Source organism: Geothermobacter ehrlichii (genome assembly GCF_008124615.1).
GTDB lineage: Bacteria > Desulfobacterota > Desulfuromonadia > Desulfuromonadales > Geothermobacteraceae > Geothermobacter > Geothermobacter ehrlichii.
In genome coordinates, this window is the sequence record NZ_VNIB01000004.1 from 154,121 (window position 1) to 171,125 (window position 17,005).

Sequence of the window (17,005 nt, forward strand, 5' to 3'; positions counted from 1 at the left end):
AGTCGGGGGGACCATGAGGGGAGGAGGAAACAGACCTGAAACACTGCGATACGAAGCGTCTTGTGAGCGAACGCGGCGCGAGCGGAGGCACCGGCAAGGCCACGTTTCAGCTGCTGCCTTCCCGCTTCCGCCGCTCCTCGCGCTGCCGCAGCTCGACCCGGCGGATCTTGCCGGAGATGGTCTTCGGCAGCTCGGTCACGAACTCGATCTCCCGCGGGTACTTGTAGGGCGCCGTCTCCTGCTTGACGTGCTCCTGCAGCTGCGTCACCAGCTCGTCGCTCGGCTCGAAGCCGGGGGCGAGAATTACAAAAGCCTTGACGATGGTCCCGCGCAGCGGATCGGGCGAGCCGACGACGGCGCTCTCGGCGACTGCGGGATGGCTCTGCAGGGCGCTTTCGACCTCGAAGGGGCCGATGCGGTAACCCGAAGCGTTGATCACGTCGTCGGCCCGGCCGACGAACCAGAAATAGCCATCCTCGTCCTTGTAGGCCCTGTCCCCGGTGTAATACCAGTCGCCGATAAAGGACTCGCGGGTCGCCTCATCGTTGCGCCAGTACTCCTTCAACAGACCAACCGGCGGTTCGGGCTTGATCTTGACGGCGATGTTGCCCTCCTCCCCCTGCGGAACCGGATTGCCGTCGTCATCGATCAGTTCGACCACAAAGCCCGGAGTCGGCTTGCCCATCGAACCGGGACGAATCTCCATGCATGGGTAGTTGGCGATCAGGTTGACCGACTCGGTCTGACCGAAACCGTCGTAGATGGTGGTGCCGGTGTGTTCCTTCCAGACCTTGATGATCTCCGGATTGAGCGGTTCGCCGGCAGCCATCGAATGGCGGATGCCGGAGAGATCGTACTGACTCAGATCCTCCAGCACCAGCATCCGGTAGACGGTCGGCGGTGCACAGAAGGTGGTCACGCCGCATCTTTCCAGCAGTTTGAGATGGGTCCTGGCGTTGAACTTGGCGTCGGCGTCGTGCACCATCACCGCGCAGCCGATCTGCCACTGGCCGAACAGCTTGCCCCAGGCCGCCTTGGCCCAGCCGGTGTCGGAGAGGGTCCAGTGCAGGTCGGTCGGCTTGAGGTCCTGCCAGAACTTGGCGGTGATGATGTGGCCGATGCCGTAGGACGCCTGGGTGTGCGGCACCATTTTCGGGAACCTGGTGGTCCCGGAGGTGAAATAGATCAGCATCACGTCATCGGAGCGGGTCGGTTCGACCTCTTCGCGCGAAAGCCGCGGCGACGCCTGCTCCATCAGCTCGGAGAAGGAATGCCAACCCTGTCGCTCGGCGCCGAGACTGATCAGATGCCGCAAACTCGGGCAATTCCCTTTGGCCGCATCCAGCTTTTCGGCGTTTTCGTGCCAGACCACCGCCCCGACCGCCTCGGCCTGGTTGATCCGGTATTCGATATCCTTGGGCACCAGAATGTTCGGCGCCGGCAGCGGAATCACCCCCAGCTTGATGCTGCCGAGCATCACCGCGTACCACTCCACCAGCCGCGGCACCATCACGAACAGACGATCGCCCTTCTTGAAACCGAGCCCGCGCAGGGCGTTGGCGAAGCGGTTGGAAAGACTCTGCAGATCGTAGAAGCTGTACTTGCGGATCTCCTCGCCGCTGCGATCCGCCCACACCAGCGCCAGCTTGGTCCGGTCCTGGGCCCAGCGGTCGATGACATCGAAGCCGTAGTTGAAAAACTCGGGAACGTGCAGCTGGTAACCGGCGACCGTCTCCTCGTAGTCGTGCATGTTCGGGCCATGCAGGTTGACCGGCATGTTGTCGTAGGCATGTGCTGACATCTTCATGGCTATTCCCCTTTCCCTCACTGAAATACCGTCACGGCGAACCCGCCCGGCACGAGCGCGGATTCGGACCGGAACAGACGACGGAATCAACGCATCAAGGAAATGGCAAGGAAGATGCCAAACGTCGTTCTACAATGCTGCAAAAAGGTAAGATACTGATATGACAGGAGATTGGAGCGGATGCCAAAACAGGGTGACAGCCAGGACGCTGTCACCCTCATTTACACTGCCGATAATGCCGGGAGACGGTTGGGATGTTTTTCACGCCTTTGCTTCCGGGATGCGAAACTCGCAGGGCACCTTTGTCTGGCACAGTCCGCAGCCGATGGCCTTGACCCCGTACTTCTCCGCCATCCTGTCCGGAACGGTGCCATACACATAGGCCCGGCATTTGAACTTGTCGTGCCCCTCGGCAGAAAGCGCTCCCACCGGACAGCGCTCGATACACAAACCACAGTCGCCGGTACGGAAATGGAGGCAGTTTGCCCTGTAGTCGGAATCATTTCGCGGAGTCGGGGAGAGAATGCAGTCGGTGACCACGCTTCCCAGCCGGTGGGCGATCCCCCTGGGAGTAATCAGGGCATCGTTGAGGCTGAAGGTCCCCAGTCCGGCAGCGTAGGCGGCATGGCGCTCGGACCAGCTGGAGGCCGGCCCGCTGTCCGGCACCTCGATCTGATGCCAGCGGTCGGAAAGTTGCGGCGCCAGGGCCCGGTATCCCCGCTCGCCGAGCCAGGCCACCAGGTGACGCCGCAGCATCACGTTGAAGGCCTCTCCCCTGTCGCGGGTACGGGCCCAGGCCCGCGAGGGAAACTGCCGCTCGCGGCGGTTGCTCAGGCGGGTCGGTTCCGCCACCGGCAAAACCCAGCAGATGACCGTCCCGCCTCTTTCCGGAGCCGTTCCGGGCAGCGACGCCAGAAATTCCTGCGGCGTCAGGTGAAACTCACCGATGATGGTCTTGTAGCGGGCAAACAGGGGATCATCGGCCGCGGCGAAACCGACCAGCGGCTCCTCGAAATACGGGGTGACACCGTCTTCCTGAAGGTTGGCGGGACTTTGACGGACAAACCGTCTGATCTCGTCGACGATTTCATTTCGCATCGGCATGGGCTCCCGGTCGAAAACCGCTGCGCCGGCCGGTTGCCGGCGCCGGTCCGCGTCAGAAGTCGATCTCCACATCCAGGGAATCGAGAAACTTGTTGAAGGCGGTGAAAAGTTCCATGACGCCCAGGGCCTCGACGATCTCGGCGTCGGTGGCGCCGGCCCTGCGGAGGGCCTCGAACTCGTCATCGGAAATCCGCAGGGGATCCCGGTTGGCCTTGCGGGCGAAACCGATCAGGGCCTTTTCCCTGGCGCTGAAGTCGGCCTGGTCCAGGTTCTCCTCAATGGCCTGAAGCTCCTCATCCGTCACCCCGATGGCCCGCAAGGCGCTGGTATGTGCTGCCACGCAGTAAGAGCAACCGTTGTCCCTGGAGACCAGCACCGCGATGGTTTCCTTGACCTTGCGGTCGAGGCTTCCTTCCATCATGACCGCCTTGACCTTGTTCCAGTTGGCCCGCAACAGGGGAGGATGATGGGCATAGGTCCTGAAGAGATTCGGCACCATGCCGAAGGCGTCTTCGATCTCCCGGAAAACGGCCTCCACCTCCTGGGCGGGGGATTCGGTTCCTGCAGGGATGATTCGTGCCATGGCCATAACTCCTTTTTTCCAGACCGACCGTTCGTCTTTGCCCGACCAAAAAACAGGGGCCGTCCTGAACAACTGAAGTACCGTTCAGGACAGCCCCTAAATCATCATCGGAATGGGGAACAAGTCAAGCCCCTTGCTGTTCAGCAACCTGATTCAGAAAAAAAAGAGAACTGATTCACCCGCCCTTCAGCATTGTTTACCGTCGCGACAGCCGGAAAATATCAATCGTTCGTATCTGGCGCAACGAACGGTTGATGCGACTCCCCTGACAGGTTGTTGGCAAACCGTTTGAGGGGATTTCGTGACGGCAGAAAATGGTGCCATATCTCCGGAATTCAAGCTTTTTCCTTATCCGCGTCCATCCGCGTTCATCTGCGGCCAAACCAGAAAGCAAAAGCTACAGGCCGCTGATTTCGCAGATGAACGCCGATCAAACCCCTAAAACCTGAAAGACTTTTCAAGCCTTTGCCTTATCAGCGTCCCCAAAATGGTACTGTGTCCCCGGAATTTCCGCGTTGCTTGAATCATGATGAGCGCTCAAGAGTCCTCTTTTCCAAAAACTAGCCGATCCAAATTTGGCCATTTTTGGTCCTTATTTTTGATTAACCACTCAGAAAACCTTCTATCTACACGCCTCGTTATTTCCTTCAATTTAATCAACAACCCAACAACGGCATATTCAAAATTTTTTGATCTTGTTTTTCCTTTCTTAAAGTCTGTCATGTACGTTGTTATGCACACAAACACTATGGCGCTATACTCAAATCCAAAATCGTTAATTATTGCTTTTATACTACTAGACATTCCCGACGACTTATACCCACTCCTTATGTTGTGTTCAGTTTTTGACAGTTCATCACCGCTATACTTAATAAATTCTCCAACATATGGCTCTAGCATGTCAAAATCTCTTCGCAGAATTGCTTGATAATCCAAACTTTTATCCTTATATGCTGTCCTTTTTTTGAAAAAACCAAACATAGCCCCTCCTGTTAATTATTTTTGTACAACAATTTGCCTAATCGCCTCTATATGTCTAAACAAAGATTTACACTTTGTATTAGTTCCTATGTTGGCTATTTGTTCAACGAATCGTCCTCTATAACGGCAGCCGACAAAAGGGGCTTGGCAGGACTGAAGTTCAAATGGGATAATAGCTATTTCTGGTCGATTCAAATCCCTCGCTCTTTTTTCTAGCAAGTCATATATCGCAATTTCTGCCTGCCTCAAACCTTCCTCGATGGCGGAGCTTGCATCGGCAGCACCAAGATCCTGCGTGATGTCAGATATAACAATTTTGATGCTGTCAAACAGCAAAGACTCTTGAGGCCTTTGTGTTAGTATATAGTACTCTACATAAAAGGCTTCTTCATTAACACTAGTTGCAGAAACAACAACATAAGTTTCGCCAAATATGGTATTTGGTAGACCTCGAAGAGTATAAAAATTTATTTTTTCTTCTGAACCATCCATGGTTTAAATATTTTTTGGCAGGAAAGCACAACAACTCGCCCCTCCCCGAGAAGTGCGACGGTACGAAGCAAAAAGGCCACCTGCTACACTCGCAGATGGCCTTTAATCTTTTTTGTTCATCGCAGCCCCCCTCACACAATAAGTTGATACCTTCTAACCTACTTAAACATTTTCTCCTCGTCAAGCCATGTTCCAGCCATGTTCCAGATTTGCTGCTTACGGCTTTTTCCTCTCCGAATATCATAAGCGATGGCCCTGATCCGCTCGACCTGCCTCCGTTCAAGCTCAACACCCATATAGTCGTGATAACTGCTCTGTACACCCTTTCCTTTTGGTCTTAAGACAAATTCACGCTGTTTATGTTATTTTCTCGTGCGAAGAGGGGCACAGACTTCTTCTGCATGCATTTCTGCCATAATTTTCAGTGTTCCAAAATATAAAGGACTTTTCACTCCCTTCAAGGCTTTGTTTCTTTCAGTGACATAACATTCTCTATAATTTGAATAGAGCGATTCTATATAGCTGTTGCGTTTGTTTTCACCCCCGATGTTCCCAAGATTTACATTGGGCTTTCTCCAGTCTCCTTCGTTGTCTACAATATTGTAACGTTTTCGGAACTCCCAAGGTGGCATTTTATTTGACTTAGACCAAAGACCAAGCTTTTGTTTTTTTGCAAGTTTTTCTAATTTTTTTAAGTATGTATTTGGTGTTTTGACTTTCGCGTTTACCCAGGCACATCCTTGTGAAATGAGTCTACTTGAAACCTTGTAGCCATTATAAGATATTACTTCACCCCTTTTTGTTCTTAAGTCGATTTGTTTTACAAATATTTTTGAGTCTACAGGAGTTAATTTCTCCAGACATTTTCTTGATTCGGTGCCATATTCTTGCCCAATTTCAGGTGCATCTACACCAACTATACCTAGTATTCCTTCATATGTTTGGCAAGAAACAATTAAGCTGTCACCATCGATAACGTTCAACACCTTGCAGGTGTCTGCATTCGAAAGTGTAGAAAGAGACAAAAAAATCAAAATAGCTAATAATTGCAACCTCCGGATACACATAATTAATATATTTATCCTTTTGTCAGTGTTGTTTTAGTTTTTTTGTTTTCCCGCTAGGATCTAAAAGCTTGCCGTTTTGGCATTGTTCTATGAGACAATTCATTCTTAATTCGTTTTTGTATATTTTTATCCAATAATAATTGTTAATTTGCTTTCTTGCCTCGCCTTGAGCTTCATTTATGGTTGAAAATTCTTCTATTATTGTAGGCTCTGGTGTTGCGTGTTTTAATGATGGATTTATATTGTACATAACCACAAAAAATTTTGTCATATAATATCCTTCAGTTGTTTTTTGAGTTAGAAGCTAGAATAAAACAAAAAGCCGTCCAGCAAGGTTACACTCCGGACGGCTTTTTTCATTGTGTCATAATCCCCCCTCCCGTATAACAATTTTTGTTAGCTCGTTTTCATCGCATTGTCAAGGCGTCATCCTCGCACCACTCACCCCATAAGCCCCAAGACGTATTGGGAATTCCAGGGACACAATACCCCTTCTCCGTCAACCCAAATCCTTCCCCATCCCCAAAAACCTCCCCGCAAAATCCGCATACATCGGCACATGCTCCCAGTAGGCGACATGCGCCACGCCCCAGGGCTTGCCGAGCTTGAGTTCGATGTTGTCTTCCGGAGCGATCCGGTAGAGGTTGAGCCGGCCGCTGACCGGGTCCTGGCGGTCCCAGTAGTTGACCCAGGGCAGGTCGGCGAAGACGTGCTTCACCGGGTCGTCGATGGTCACCGGCGGATCGACAAAACAGAGCGGTTTCGACTTGAAGGAGTGCAGCTGGCCGAGAATCTGGCCGCGCAGCCACTGATCCCTGCCGGCGTGCTGGCGGAAGAAGAAGGCGATCTTGTCGAGCGGTGAGCCGAAGGTGACCAGGCCCTTGATTTTGTCTAGCGGCAGGTCCTCGGCATCGGGCAGGGAGGCTTCGATCTGCAGCCGATTGAGGGTGTCGTAGGCGATGACGCTGCCGAGGGAGTGGCCGCAGAGAATCACCCGCTCGACGTCCCCGTCGGCGAGCACCGCCCTGAGCATGGCAAGGCTGTCGCGCAGGATCTGCTGCCGCAGGTTGAAGAACTTCGACTTGCGGTCGGTGGTGGTGTAGATGGCGACGTCGCCGAGGTAGCCGGTCAGGTAGGGACTGGCCTTCTCCTCAAGCCATTTCAGCATCGTCTCGCCCCAACCGCCGGTCAGCCTGCTGAGCGGATCGAGCAGCTGCAGCGCGGCGCTGAGCGGCTTGTAGAGACGGGCTCCCCAGAGCAGCTTCTTGTTGAGCTTCTGCAGCTGCTCGACCTGGTCGGCCTGCTCGTACTCGCGGATCAGCTGCTGGTTTTCGTCGAAGAACTTCTTCACCCCGGCCAGCGTGTCCTCGAGCCACCGGCGGATCTCGGCGGTCGAGATCTGCTCTTCGGTCAGGTAGGCCCAGTAGACCTCGTGCAGGTCGATGAAGCTCTTGCCGCCGCCCTTCGGCGTGATGCGCAGGTAGCTCTCGGTCCAGCCGCCCTGCCGGTGCCGCCGCAACCGGTGGGCGAGCCGGTAGCGGATTCCCTGCTGGTCGAACAGCTGCACCATCCCCCGCCCGAACCCGTCAAGGGTGTCGAACGGATTCTGCTCACCGATGCCGTGAATCACCACGAAGGCCGTGCGGCCGGTCGGGAAACGCGCCATCCCCCCTCCTCCCTGCGGAACTTCCGTTACAAACGCAAAAACCGCCCGGTCAGTCCATGCTGACCAAGGCGGTTTCCTGTCGAGAACATCCTTCCCTGTACCCCCTCCTCAGGATGACAATTAAAACATTTCAATCGGTTATAGCGTCAGGCCTCCTTGCCGTCAAGAAATTAATAAGAAACCGCTTGGGAAACGCCCCTCCCGCTGTCGCTTAAGAATTGTCTGGTTCGGGCCCTGATTTGATCTCTTTCCCGTGGAAGCCACTGACCGCAGGGCGCCCCCGCCGGCTTTCAGGGCCGGGACAAATCCGTCTCCAGCCGACAAACCTGCACCTGCACGGGGCAATTTGAATACCAGAAACACCAGCCACGACCGAACCTTGCAACCAGCGAAAACAACAGGAATTTCCACTCTGATGCGGTCACAGCCCCGGCATCCGGAGCACAACTCTGATTTACAGGAGAATATTTGATTCATTCACGAAGCCGACGTAGTCGAATCCGCATGAAAAGGAACGTGGAGGCACAAGGGCGGGTTCAGACCTCCAGAATGCTGGGAATGAAGCCCTGTGCGACAGCGAATTCATGTCCCTTGCGGGAGAGCATGAAGTGCGTTCCGAACGGCAGAACCCGGACCTCGACCACCAGCTCACGCATCTGCAGCGTCCGCAGGGCCTGGCTGACGACCGGCGGTTCCAGATGCAGCTCGGCGATCAGCCGCCGCCGCGACAGCCCTTTGCCGTCGCCCTGGGCCAGGCGACGCAAGATGATGATTTCAAAATCGTCCAGCTGCCGGGACGGCCTGGCGGCCGAATCCTCCGCCGGCATGGCCGCGACACCCGGCCCGCCCTTCTGCCGTTTGCCACGCGCCTCGCGCAGACGGCGGAACTTCGCTGCGGCCCGCTTCCAGGCTGGATAGAAACCGATCAGTATGAACAGCCAGAGAAAAAGCAGAAACAGAATCGACATGGGCAGATCGAACAGCGGCACGGCGGGCCTCCCGGCGATCCGGAACGGCCGCAACGCCGTCCCGGGCCACGCAAAGGTTCACCTGAATCAGCGAGCTCATCACCTGCGGATGGCACAAGTCATTGACCTGTCTGCGTTTTCCAAAAATCGCCGGCGAACCTGTGGGTGCGCCTTGCGACTTTTGAAAAACCCATTCAGGCCAAGCACATGCACTCTTCATCCGGCATGAACTCACTGATTCAGGGTCCAGCGACTACTGAAACGTTAGATGCTGGTGGCGGGATGTCAACAGTTCGAACCGCATCCCGGCTTGATCCAGGTCATAAACTTTCCGCTCCACAGCGGCTAGACTGGATGGAATGACGGGAGGGAACATGAAGATCGCCATCATCGTGCGCAGGGAAACCCTCGACAAGTGCACCGGCAAGGGCTGCCTCAACGCCTTCTTCCGGCGGATCGACGCCTTTGCCCGCTACGGCGATGACGCCGAGCTGGTCGCCTTCACCCAGGACGGCGGCGACCTGGAGCACAAGATCGCCAGGCTGAAGCAGCTCGGCGTCGACGTGGTTCACCTGTCCAGCTGCATCCGGGGCAAGAGCCCCCACTACGAAGACCTGGCAAAAAAACTGGCGAAGGATTTCGCGGTCGTCGGTTACACCCACGGCCCGTACCGGGGACGGACCCGGGACGCGATCTGCCTGCCGCGTGGTGACAGGAAAACAGCGCCAATCCCATAAAAGAGGTCGGCCGCCTGGAAATCTTTTTCGCGCAGACGCAGAGAGAAAAGCCAAGGCCGCTATTACCTGCGGCTCTGTGTCCTGCGTGAGCGCCAGCGAACGGGCACGAGACAGTTTTTGGTGAGGGCCACGCCGCAGATGGGCGTTTTCATCAGCCCGCTAATGCTTCTTCCCCAGGTACGCCTCCTGCACCTTGGGCGAGGCGAGCAGCTCTTCCGAGGTGCCGGCCAGGGCGATCCTGCCGACATCGAGTACATAGCCACGATCGGCGAGCTTGAGGGCCGCCTTGGCGTTCTGCTCGACCAGCAGCACGGTGACCCCCTTGCGGGCGATCTCCCGGATCTGCTCGAAAATCGCCTTGACCAGGATCGGCGCGATGCCCAGGGACGGCTCGTCGAGCAGCAGCATTTCCGGATTGCTCATCAGCGCCCGGCCGATGGCCAGCATCTGCTGCTCGCCGCCGGAGAGGGTGCCGGCGAGCTGCTTCTTGCGCTCCTCGAGCCGGGGGAAGAGCTCGTAGACCCAGCGCAGGATTTCCGGGTCGACCTTCTTGCGGGTGAAGGCGCCGAGCAGCAGGTTCTCCTCGACGGTGAGAATGCCGAACACCCGCCGGCCTTCCGGCGAATGGCTGATGCCCAGCCGCACCACCTGGTGGGCGGACATTCTGGTCAGCTCCCGCCCCTTGAAGCGGATGGAGCCGCTCTTGGCCTTGATCAGCTGGCTGATGGTGCGCATGGTGGTGGTCTTGCCGGCGCCGTTGGCGCCAAGGATGGTGACGATCTCCCCCTTGCGCACCTGCAGCGAAATCCCCTTGATGGCGGCGATGCTGCCGTAACTGACGTGCAGGTCTTCTATTTCGAACAGGACATCCTTGCTCATTCGTCATCCTCGCTTCCCAGGTAGGCCTCGATGACCGCCGGATTCTGCTGAATCTCCTCCGGCGTTCCCTCGGCGATCTTCTTGCCGAAGTTGAGCACCGTCAGATAGTCGGTCGCCTCCATCACCATGTCCATGTCGTGCTCGATCAGCAGAATCGTGACCCCTTTGTCACGGATACGGAAAATGGTTTCCAGCAGCTGCAGGGTTTCGGCATCGTTGAGGCCGGCGGCCGGCTCGTCGAGAATCAGCAGGGTCGGATCGACCGCCATCGCCCGCGCCATCTCCACCCGCCGCTGGATGCCGTAGGGCAGACTGCCGGCCGGCATGGCGGCGTACTCGCCGAGATCGAAGAACTCGAGCTGCTCCTCGACCTTCTTCCAGTTCTCGCGCTCGTCCCGGCGGGAACCGGGGGTGTGGACGATGCCGTGCCACCAGCCCTGGCTGCTGCGGATGTGCCGGCCGCTCATGATGTTCTCGGCCACCGACATCTCACCGAACAGGCGAATGGTCTGAAAGGTGCGAACGATGCCGCGGGCAACGATCTTGTGCGGCGGCAGGCCGACCAGCTCTTCGCCCCGCCAGCGGATGGAACCTTCTTCCGGCCGGTAGATGCCGGTGATGTTGTTGAAAACGGTGGTCTTGCCGGCGCCGTTGGGGCCGATCAGGCCGTAGATCTGTCCCGGCGCGACGGTCATGCTCAGATCGTCGACCGCCACCAGGCCGCCGAATCGCTTGGTGACATTCTTCAGAATCAGCTCGTTAGGCGCCATGCTTCGACTCCTTGACCAGATATGCCGGAATGCGGCCGAACTTGGCGGGCCAGATGCCGCGCGGGCGCAGGATCATCGCCAGGATCATGGCGAAGCCGAAGATGAAGAAGCGCCAGGTGGCGAACTCGCGGAAGATCTCCGGCAGCACGAACATCACGAAAACCCCCAGCAGCACCCCCGGCACCGAGGAACCGCCGACGATGACGATGCTGAAGAAGAGCACCGACTGGATGAAGTCGAAGGCCTCGGGGCTGACGGCGGAATACTGGGTGGCGTAGACCGTTCCGGCCAGCCCGGCGATGCCCGCCGACAGGCCGAAGGCGAAAATCTTGTAGACCCGGGCGTTGATGCCGATGCTCTCGGCGGCCAGCTGGTCCTCGCGCAGGTAGTGCAGCGCCCGGCCGGCCTTGCTGGTTTCGAGGTTGTGCATCAGCCAGAGGGTGAACAGCAGCACGGCGAAGGCGAAGTAGTAGACCGACACCTGGCTGGCGAGCCTGAGACCAAACAGGTTCATGGCGTCGAGGCCGAAGATGCCGTTGGGCCCGCCGGTCAGACCGCCGAGATCGTTCTGCAGCACCTGCACGAAGACGATGTTGAAGCCGATGGTGGTCACCAGCAGATAGTCGCCGCGCAGGTGGACGATCGGGCCAGCCAGCAGGATGCCGAACAGCGCCGGCACCAGGATGGCCACCGGGATGGTCGCCAGCATCGGCCAGCCGAACTTGCTGTTGAGGATGGCGGTGGCATAGGCGCCCAGCCCGAAGAAGAGCGCCTGGCCCATGTTGAACATGCCGCACTTGCCCAGGACGATGTCCTGCGACAGGGCGACGACGGCAAAGATCAGGAAGGTGATGGCCACCGCCTGCCAGCGCGGATTGAGCAGGTGCGGCAGCACCGCCATCACCGCGAAAAAGACCGGGTAGCCAAAGCGTTGCAGTTTCTCCATCAGACTTTCTCCGCAACCCGCTCACCGAGAATGCCGGTGGGACGGACAATCAGAATCACGATCAGCAGAATGAAGGTAAAGGCGTCGGCCCAGGTACTCGAGACGTAACCGGCGATGAAAGCATTGAACAGTCCCAGCAGCATGCCGCCGAGCATGGCGCCGGGAATGTTGCCGATGCCGCCGATGATCGCCGCGATGAAGGCGTAGAGACCGTACTGCCAGCCCATGTTGAAGGTGATGCCGCGATAGTAGAGGCCGATGAACAGACCGCCGACCGCCCCCAGCGAAGAGCCGATGACGAAGATCAGCACGATGATCTGGTTGACGTTGATGCCCATCAGCCGGGCGGCATCCTGGTCGATGGACGCCGCCCTGATCGCCGCGCCCATGCGGGTCTTCTCGACGAACAGGTAGAGGGCGATCATCAGCACCAGGGACAGCACCAGGATGATCACCTGCATCAGGCTGATGACCACCCCGCCAAAGGTGTAGTAGACCTGCGGCACCAGCTCGGGAAAGATGCGCATCTGCGGTCCCCAGATCAGCATGACGCCGTTCTGGATCACCAGCGACGCCCCCAGGGCCGACACCACCGCCGACAGGCGCGGGGCGGTGCGCAGGGGCCGGTAGGCGAGCCGTTCGAGCAGCACGCCGACACAGGCCATGACTCCGGCCGTCAGCAGAAAGATGGCGATCACCGCCGCCAGCGAGGTCGCCTGCCCCATCACCTGGGTATAGATGGTCAGGCCGACGAAGGCCGAGGCCGCGACCAGGTCGCCGTGGGCGAAATTGATCAGGCGCATAACCCCGTAGACCATGGTGTAGCCGAGGGCGACCAGCGCAAACATGCTGCCGATGGTCAGGCCGTTGGCCAGCTGTTGCAGAAAGATATCCATGAAACTCCACTCCCGCGTTGCTTGACGAGCTTCTGCGGACCTGCCGTCCAGAAGCCAGGACAGGACACCAGCGTCCTGCCCTCGCCTCTGGGGGGGCAGCCAGGTATCTGTTTTCGGGGAAAGGCGGAGGGGAGCGGAAACTCCCCCCCACCCGTTCAGGCAATGATCTTACTGGACGTACACGTGCTTGTAGCTGCCGTCGGCCTGGATCATCTTGACCACGTAGGAACCGCCCTTGCGATTACCGTCCTCGGCAAAGGCGATCGGGCCGGTGATGCCCGGCAGGGGCTCCTTCATGTTCTTCAGGTACTCGACGACCTTCTTGGTGTCAAAGCTCTTGGTCTGCTCCATGCCATGAATGATGGCGCGCATGCCGTCGATGTTCATCAGACCCCAGATCGAGGCCGGCATGATGCCGTACTTCTTCTTGTAGGCGGCGATGAAAGACTTGGCGATGTCATAGGGCAGCACGTCCGGCGAGGGGACGTTGACGATGTAGGCGCCCTTGGCGGCGGAACCGGCCAGCTTGGCGAAGTCGGGGTTGTCGTTGGCGTCGCCGCCGATGAAGTCGGCCTTGATGCCGAGGGCCACCTGCTGGGCGCGCAGCTGGCCGCCGTCGGTGTAATAGCCGGCGAAGAAGATCACGTCCGGATTCTTGGCCTTGATGCGGGTCAGCACCGGGGTGAAGTTCTGCGAGTCGGCCTTGATCTTGTCACGCGAGACGACGTTGCCGCCGAGCTTCTTGACCGCCGCCTCGGTGGCGTTGGCCAGCCCGTCGGCGTAGGTCGAGAAGTCGGAGATGATGACGATGCGCTTGTACTTCTTGACCTTGACCATGTAGTTGGCGGCGAACTCGGCCTCGGCGCTGTTGGGGAACGAGTTGCGCAGGAAGGTCCAGTAGCCCTTCTCGGTCAGGCTGTCGGCGGTGCCGTCCGAAGTCTGGATGACGCCGGCGTCGAAGTAGGTCTTCTGAGCCGCCTCGGCGCAGGTCGAGGTGTAGGAGCCGATGACCATCTTGACTCCCTGGTTGACCAGGTCCTTGGCGCAGATGGCCGCGGCCATGGCGGTCCCCTGGTCGTCACAGGTGATCACTTCGATCTTCTTGCCCAGCACACCGCCTTTGGCGTTGATCTGCTCGGCGAGCAGGCGGACACCGTTGTCGATCCCCTGGCCTTCGTTGGCATAGGAACCGGTGATCGGGGCCTGGACACCGACCTTGAGGGTGTCGGCCAGAGCGGGCGCCGCCAGCAGGCAGACGGCCGCCAGGGCCAGCATCAGTCGATTCAGTCTCTTCATCTCTTACCTCCCTTGTGTTGGTGATTGCACGGCGGCCTCCGTCTTGTTCCGCCGCACCTCGTGAACCGGCTCGGTTTGGCTCAATCAAACAATGGTTGACAGATACTACATGTTCTGCGTCCGCATTCCAAGTTCCCGTTGCCCGGCAAGACGCAACCGGGCGGCGGAATTCAAACCTTGCGCATGTTCAGCATCTGCCGCAGGGCATGCTCGGCGATGCTCGGATTCTCCTTCAGCCGCCGCCGCGAGTAGGGCAGCCAGGATTCGCCGTAGGGGACATAGACCCGCAGCCGGTGACCGGCGGCGACGATGATGTCGCGCAGCTCCTCGTCGACCCCGAGCAGCATCTGGAACTCGTACTGCTCCGGCTTCAGCCCCTGCTCGTCGACCAGGCGCATCGCCTCGAAGACCAGCTTCTCGTCGTGGGTGGCGATGCCGACATAGGCGCCGGCGGCCAGCATCTTCTCAAGGATGTGGACGAAACTGCGGTTGATGGTTTCCTGATTCTTCCAGGCGGCGGTACGCGGTTCGTTGTAGATACCCTTGCAGAGCCGGAAGTTCATCGGCGCATCGGCCAGGGCGGCGACATCCGCCGGCGTGCGGCGCAGATAGGCCTGCAGCACCACCCCGACGTGACCGGGAAACTCCTCGCGCAACGCCCGGTAGAAATCGAGGGTGGCGTCGGTGCAGGAGATGTCCTCCATGTCGATGCGGACGAAGTTGCCCAGATCCGCCGCCCGCGCCACGATCTCGCGGATGTTGGCCAGCGCCTGCTCCCGGTCCAGGAGCAGGCCCATCTGACTCGGTTTCAGCGACAGGTTGGCGTCCAGCTTTTCGCGGTCGATGGTGTCGAGAATCCCGAGGCACTCCCGCTTGAAATTTTCGGCCTGGTCGAGGGTGGTGATGAACTCGCCGAGCACGTCGATGGTGGTCATGATGCCCCGGCCGTTCAGTTCGCGACTCACCCGCACCGCGTCCTCGAGCCGCTCACCGGCGATGTAGCCCTTGGCGAAGAAGCGCACCACCGGCGCCGGGATGTGCATGATGGTGCGCGATACCAGCTGGTTGAAGAGCGACATGGCGACCCCCTGCCCCTACTCGGCGTCCATGAAGGGATAGGGGACGGCGGTCGGCGGCACGAAATTCTCCTTGATCGTCCGCGGCGACACCCAGCGCACCAGGTTGAGGGGGCTGCCGGCCTTGTCGTTGGTGCCGGAGGCGCGGCCGCCGCCGAAGGGCTGCTGGCCGACGACGGCACCGGTCGGCTTGTCGTTGATGTAGAAGTTGCCGGCGCAGTTCTCCAGCGCCGCCAGGGCCTGGCTGACCGCCTGCCGCTCCTGGGCGAAGATGGCGCCGGTCAGGGCGTAGGGCGAGGTCCGGTCGCACAGCTGGAGGGTCTGCTCGTATTCGGCGTCGGGATAGACGTAGATGGTCAGTACCGGACCGAAGATCTCCTCGACCATGGTCTTGAAGTCGGGCTTGCTGGCCAGAATCACCGTCGGCTCGATGAAGTAGCCCTTGCTGTCGTCGTAATTGCCGCCGGCGAGAATGACCGCGTCGGCCGACTCCCTGGCGTAATCGATATAGGCGGTGATGTCGCTGAAGGCCTTGCGGTCGATGACAGCGTTGACCAGGTTGCGGAAATCGCGGACATCGCCCATCCGGGTCTGTTTCAGCTCGTCGAGCAGCGCCTGCTGCACCTGCGGCCAGATCGATTCGGGAATGTAGGCGCGCGAAGCGGCGGAGCATTTCTGCCCCTGATACTCGTAGGCGCCGCGCACCAGCGCCGTCACCAGCGAAGGGATGTCGGCGGAAGCATGGGCGAAGACGAAGTCCTTGCCGCCGGTCTCGCCGACGATGCGCGGGTAGGACTTGTAGCGCTGGATGTTCTCGCCGATGGTCCGCCACATGTTCTGGAAGACCTCGGTGCTGCCGGTGAAATGCACGCCGGCCAGATCGGGATGCGCCAGGCAGACATCACCGACGGCGGCGCCGCGCCCGGGAACGAAGTTGATGACGCCGTCCGGCAGACCGGCTTCCTTGAGAATCTGCATGAAGAGGTAGGGGGTGTAGACACAGCTCGAAGCCGGCTTCCACACCGCCACGTTGCCCATGATCGCCGGCGAGGTCGGCAGGTTGCCGGCGATGGCGGTGAAGTTGAAGGGCGTGACGGCGAAGACGAAGCCTTCCAGCGGCCGGTGCTGCACCAGGTTCCAGCTGCCGGCCGCGTTGTACATCGGCTGCTCCCGGTAGATCTGCTGGGCGTAGTAGACGTTGAAGCGCAGAAAGTCGATCAGCTCGCAGGCGGCGTCGATCTCGGCCTGAAAAACGTTTTTGCTGGTCGACAGCATGGAAGCGGCGTTCATCCGGTAGCGGTACTTGCCGGCCAGCAGATCCGCCGCCTTGAGGAAGATGGCCGCCCGATCCTCCCAGCGCAGGCTGCGCCAGACCTTCTGCGCCTCGAGGGCGGCCTCGATGGCCTGCTCAACCTCTTTCGGGCCGGCCTGATGATATTCGGCGAGAACATGGCCGTGATCGTGCGGCATCACCACCTGGGCGATGTTGCCGGTACGCACCTCGCGGCCGCCGATGATCAGGGGAATCTCGATCTTCTGGCCGGCAATCTCGTCCAGGGCGGCCTTGAGCTTCGCCCGTTCGGCACTGCCGGGGGCATAGGAAAGGACCGGCTCGTTTTCGGGACGGGGAACCTCGACAATGGCGTTGTTGTAAAGGTGTGACATCATTTTCACCTCGCGCTGAAATGGAATTGGCGATCAGGTACGGAGCAGGAAGATAACGACAATCGTATCACT

General features: G+C 58.8%; 17 protein-coding genes and 1 pseudogene. 2 read left to right on the forward strand and 16 right to left on the reverse strand.

The window, feature by feature from the left end; translation table 11 throughout:
• Positions 1–106: 106 nt before the first annotated feature.
• The 3 genes from EDC39_RS06085 to EDC39_RS06095 all read right to left on the reverse strand — a co-directional run bounded on the left by EDC39_RS06085 (position 107) and on the right by EDC39_RS06095 (position 3,494).
• Entirely contained in the window at positions 107–1,807 is a 1,701-nt protein-coding gene (locus EDC39_RS06085) for an acyl-CoA synthetase (RefSeq protein WP_148895493.1), read from the reverse strand.
• A gap of 261 nt (positions 1,808–2,068) precedes the next feature.
• The gene (locus EDC39_RS06090; RefSeq protein WP_148895494.1) at positions 2,069–2,905 is read right to left on the reverse strand and encodes an epoxyqueuosine reductase; all 837 of its coding nucleotides are present in this window, start codon (positions 2,903–2,905) and stop codon (positions 2,069–2,071) included.
• 58 nt (positions 2,906–2,963) lie between these two features.
• Entirely contained in the window at positions 2,964–3,494 is a 531-nt protein-coding gene (locus EDC39_RS06095) for a carboxymuconolactone decarboxylase family protein (RefSeq protein ID WP_148895495.1), read from the reverse strand.
• A 164-nt stretch (positions 3,495–3,658) separates the two neighbouring features.
• On the opposite strand from EDC39_RS06095, the pseudogene EDC39_RS15930 reads away from it, so the two are divergent.
• Positions 3,659–3,763: pseudogene (locus EDC39_RS15930) on the forward strand (type II toxin-antitoxin system RelE/ParE family toxin); the annotation flags it as partial.
• Between the two features lie 268 nt (positions 3,764–4,031).
• Here EDC39_RS15930 and EDC39_RS06100 read toward each other — a convergent pair.
• The 6 genes from EDC39_RS06100 to EDC39_RS06125 all read right to left on the reverse strand — a co-directional run bounded on the left by EDC39_RS06100 (position 4,032) and on the right by EDC39_RS06125 (position 8,689).
• Positions 4,032–4,475, reverse strand: coding sequence for a hypothetical protein (locus EDC39_RS06100; protein WP_148895496.1), 444 nt, complete (start codon positions 4,473–4,475; stop codon positions 4,032–4,034).
• A gap of 15 nt (positions 4,476–4,490) precedes the next feature.
• Entirely contained in the window at positions 4,491–4,967 is a 477-nt protein-coding gene (locus tag EDC39_RS06105; protein ID WP_148895497.1) for a hypothetical protein, read from the reverse strand.
• A gap of 362 nt (positions 4,968–5,329) precedes the next feature.
• A complete protein-coding gene (locus tag EDC39_RS06110; RefSeq protein WP_187426671.1) occupies positions 5,330–5,950 on the reverse strand; it encodes a thermonuclease family protein in 621 nt (206 codons plus the stop codon).
• A 106-nt stretch (positions 5,951–6,056) separates the two neighbouring features.
• Complete coding sequence (locus EDC39_RS06115; RefSeq protein WP_148895499.1) at positions 6,057–6,305, reverse strand: RNA-binding protein; 249 nt, start codon at positions 6,303–6,305, stop codon at positions 6,057–6,059.
• Between the two features lie 228 nt (positions 6,306–6,533).
• Positions 6,534–7,700: a hypothetical protein gene (locus EDC39_RS06120; RefSeq protein WP_148895500.1), complete on the reverse strand. Its 1,167-nt coding sequence runs from the start codon at positions 7,698–7,700 to the stop codon at positions 6,534–6,536.
• Between the two features lie 536 nt (positions 7,701–8,236).
• Positions 8,237–8,689: a hypothetical protein gene (locus EDC39_RS06125; RefSeq protein WP_148895501.1), complete on the reverse strand. Its 453-nt coding sequence runs from the start codon at positions 8,687–8,689 to the stop codon at positions 8,237–8,239.
• 353 nt (positions 8,690–9,042) lie between these two features.
• On the opposite strand from EDC39_RS06125, the gene EDC39_RS06130 reads away from it, so the two are divergent.
• On the forward strand, positions 9,043–9,405 hold the full coding sequence (locus EDC39_RS06130) for a CGGC domain-containing protein (protein WP_148895502.1): 363 nt from the start codon (positions 9,043–9,045) through the stop codon (positions 9,403–9,405).
• A gap of 159 nt (positions 9,406–9,564) precedes the next feature.
• Here the strand turns inward: EDC39_RS06130 and EDC39_RS06135 are convergent, their stop codons facing one another.
• The 7 genes from EDC39_RS06135 to pruA form a co-directional block, all read right to left on the reverse strand.
• Entirely contained in the window at positions 9,565–10,284 is a 720-nt protein-coding gene (locus tag EDC39_RS06135) for an ABC transporter ATP-binding protein (protein ID WP_148895503.1), read from the reverse strand.
• Positions 10,281–11,054, reverse strand: coding sequence for an ABC transporter ATP-binding protein (locus EDC39_RS06140; protein WP_148895504.1), 774 nt, complete (start codon positions 11,052–11,054; stop codon positions 10,281–10,283). The genes EDC39_RS06135 and EDC39_RS06140 overlap by 4 nt, the downstream gene beginning before the upstream one ends.
• Positions 11,044–12,000: a branched-chain amino acid ABC transporter permease gene (locus EDC39_RS06145; protein WP_148895505.1), complete on the reverse strand. Its 957-nt coding sequence runs from the start codon at positions 11,998–12,000 to the stop codon at positions 11,044–11,046. Before EDC39_RS06145 ends, EDC39_RS06140 begins: the two co-directional genes overlap by 11 nt.
• Positions 12,000–12,896 (reverse strand): branched-chain amino acid ABC transporter permease, encoded by an 897-nt coding sequence (locus EDC39_RS06150; RefSeq protein ID WP_148895506.1) that lies wholly within the window; start codon positions 12,894–12,896, stop codon positions 12,000–12,002. Before EDC39_RS06150 ends, EDC39_RS06145 begins: the two co-directional genes overlap by 1 nt.
• 168 nt (positions 12,897–13,064) lie before the next feature.
• Positions 13,065–14,192, reverse strand: a complete 1,128-nt coding sequence (locus EDC39_RS06155) for a branched-chain amino acid ABC transporter substrate-binding protein (protein ID WP_148895507.1) — start codon at positions 14,190–14,192, stop codon at positions 13,065–13,067.
• Positions 14,193–14,362: 170 nt separating this feature from the next.
• Positions 14,363–15,271 carry a proline dehydrogenase family protein gene (locus tag EDC39_RS06160; RefSeq protein WP_148895508.1) on the reverse strand — a complete coding sequence of 303 codons (909 nt, stop codon included), beginning with the start codon at positions 15,269–15,271 and terminating at the stop codon, positions 14,363–14,365.
• 15 nt (positions 15,272–15,286) lie between these two features.
• Positions 15,287–16,936, reverse strand: a complete 1,650-nt coding sequence (gene pruA, locus EDC39_RS06165) for an L-glutamate gamma-semialdehyde dehydrogenase (protein ID WP_246140189.1) — start codon at positions 16,934–16,936, stop codon at positions 15,287–15,289.
• Positions 16,937–17,005: the final 69 nt, after the last annotated feature.

Bases quoted from the DNA above. Each gene is read 5' to 3' on its own strand.
- EDC39_RS06135 (WP_148895503.1), bottom strand. From the start codon at position 10,284: ATGAGCAAGGATGTCCTGTTCGAAATAGAAGACCTGCACGTCAGTTAC.
- EDC39_RS06145 (WP_148895505.1), bottom strand. From the start codon at position 12,000: ATGGAGAAACTGCAACGCTTTGGCTACCCGGTCTTTTTCGCGGTGATG.
- EDC39_RS06100 (WP_148895496.1), bottom strand. From the start codon at position 4,475: ATGTTTGGTTTTTTCAAAAAAAGGACAGCATATAAGGATAAAAGTTTG.
- EDC39_RS06140 (WP_148895504.1), bottom strand. From the start codon at position 11,054: ATGGCGCCTAACGAGCTGATTCTGAAGAATGTCACCAAGCGATTCGGC.
- EDC39_RS06105 (WP_148895497.1), bottom strand. From the start codon at position 4,967: ATGGATGGTTCAGAAGAAAAAATAAATTTTTATACTCTTCGAGGTCTA.
- EDC39_RS06085 (WP_148895493.1), bottom strand. From the start codon at position 1,807: ATGAAGATGTCAGCACATGCCTACGACAACATGCCGGTCAACCTGCAT.
- EDC39_RS06095 (WP_148895495.1), bottom strand. From the start codon at position 3,494: ATGGCACGAATCATCCCTGCAGGAACCGAATCCCCCGCCCAGGAGGTG.
- EDC39_RS06090 (WP_148895494.1), bottom strand. From the start codon at position 2,905: ATGCGAAATGAAATCGTCGACGAGATCAGACGGTTTGTCCGTCAAAGT.
- EDC39_RS06155 (WP_148895507.1), bottom strand. From the start codon at position 14,192: ATGAAGAGACTGAATCGACTGATGCTGGCCCTGGCGGCCGTCTGCCTG.
- pruA (WP_246140189.1), bottom strand. From the start codon at position 16,936: ATGATGTCACACCTTTACAACAACGCCATTGTCGAGGTTCCCCGTCCC.
- EDC39_RS06120 (WP_148895500.1), bottom strand. From the start codon at position 7,700: ATGGCGCGTTTCCCGACCGGCCGCACGGCCTTCGTGGTGATTCACGGC.
- EDC39_RS06130 (WP_148895502.1), top strand. From the start codon at position 9,043: ATGAAGATCGCCATCATCGTGCGCAGGGAAACCCTCGACAAGTGCACC.
- EDC39_RS06150 (WP_148895506.1), bottom strand. From the start codon at position 12,896: ATGGATATCTTTCTGCAACAGCTGGCCAACGGCCTGACCATCGGCAGC.
- EDC39_RS06115 (WP_148895499.1), bottom strand. From the start codon at position 6,305: ATGACAAAATTTTTTGTGGTTATGTACAATATAAATCCATCATTAAAA.
- EDC39_RS06160 (WP_148895508.1), bottom strand. From the start codon at position 15,271: ATGTCGCTCTTCAACCAGCTGGTATCGCGCACCATCATGCACATCCCG.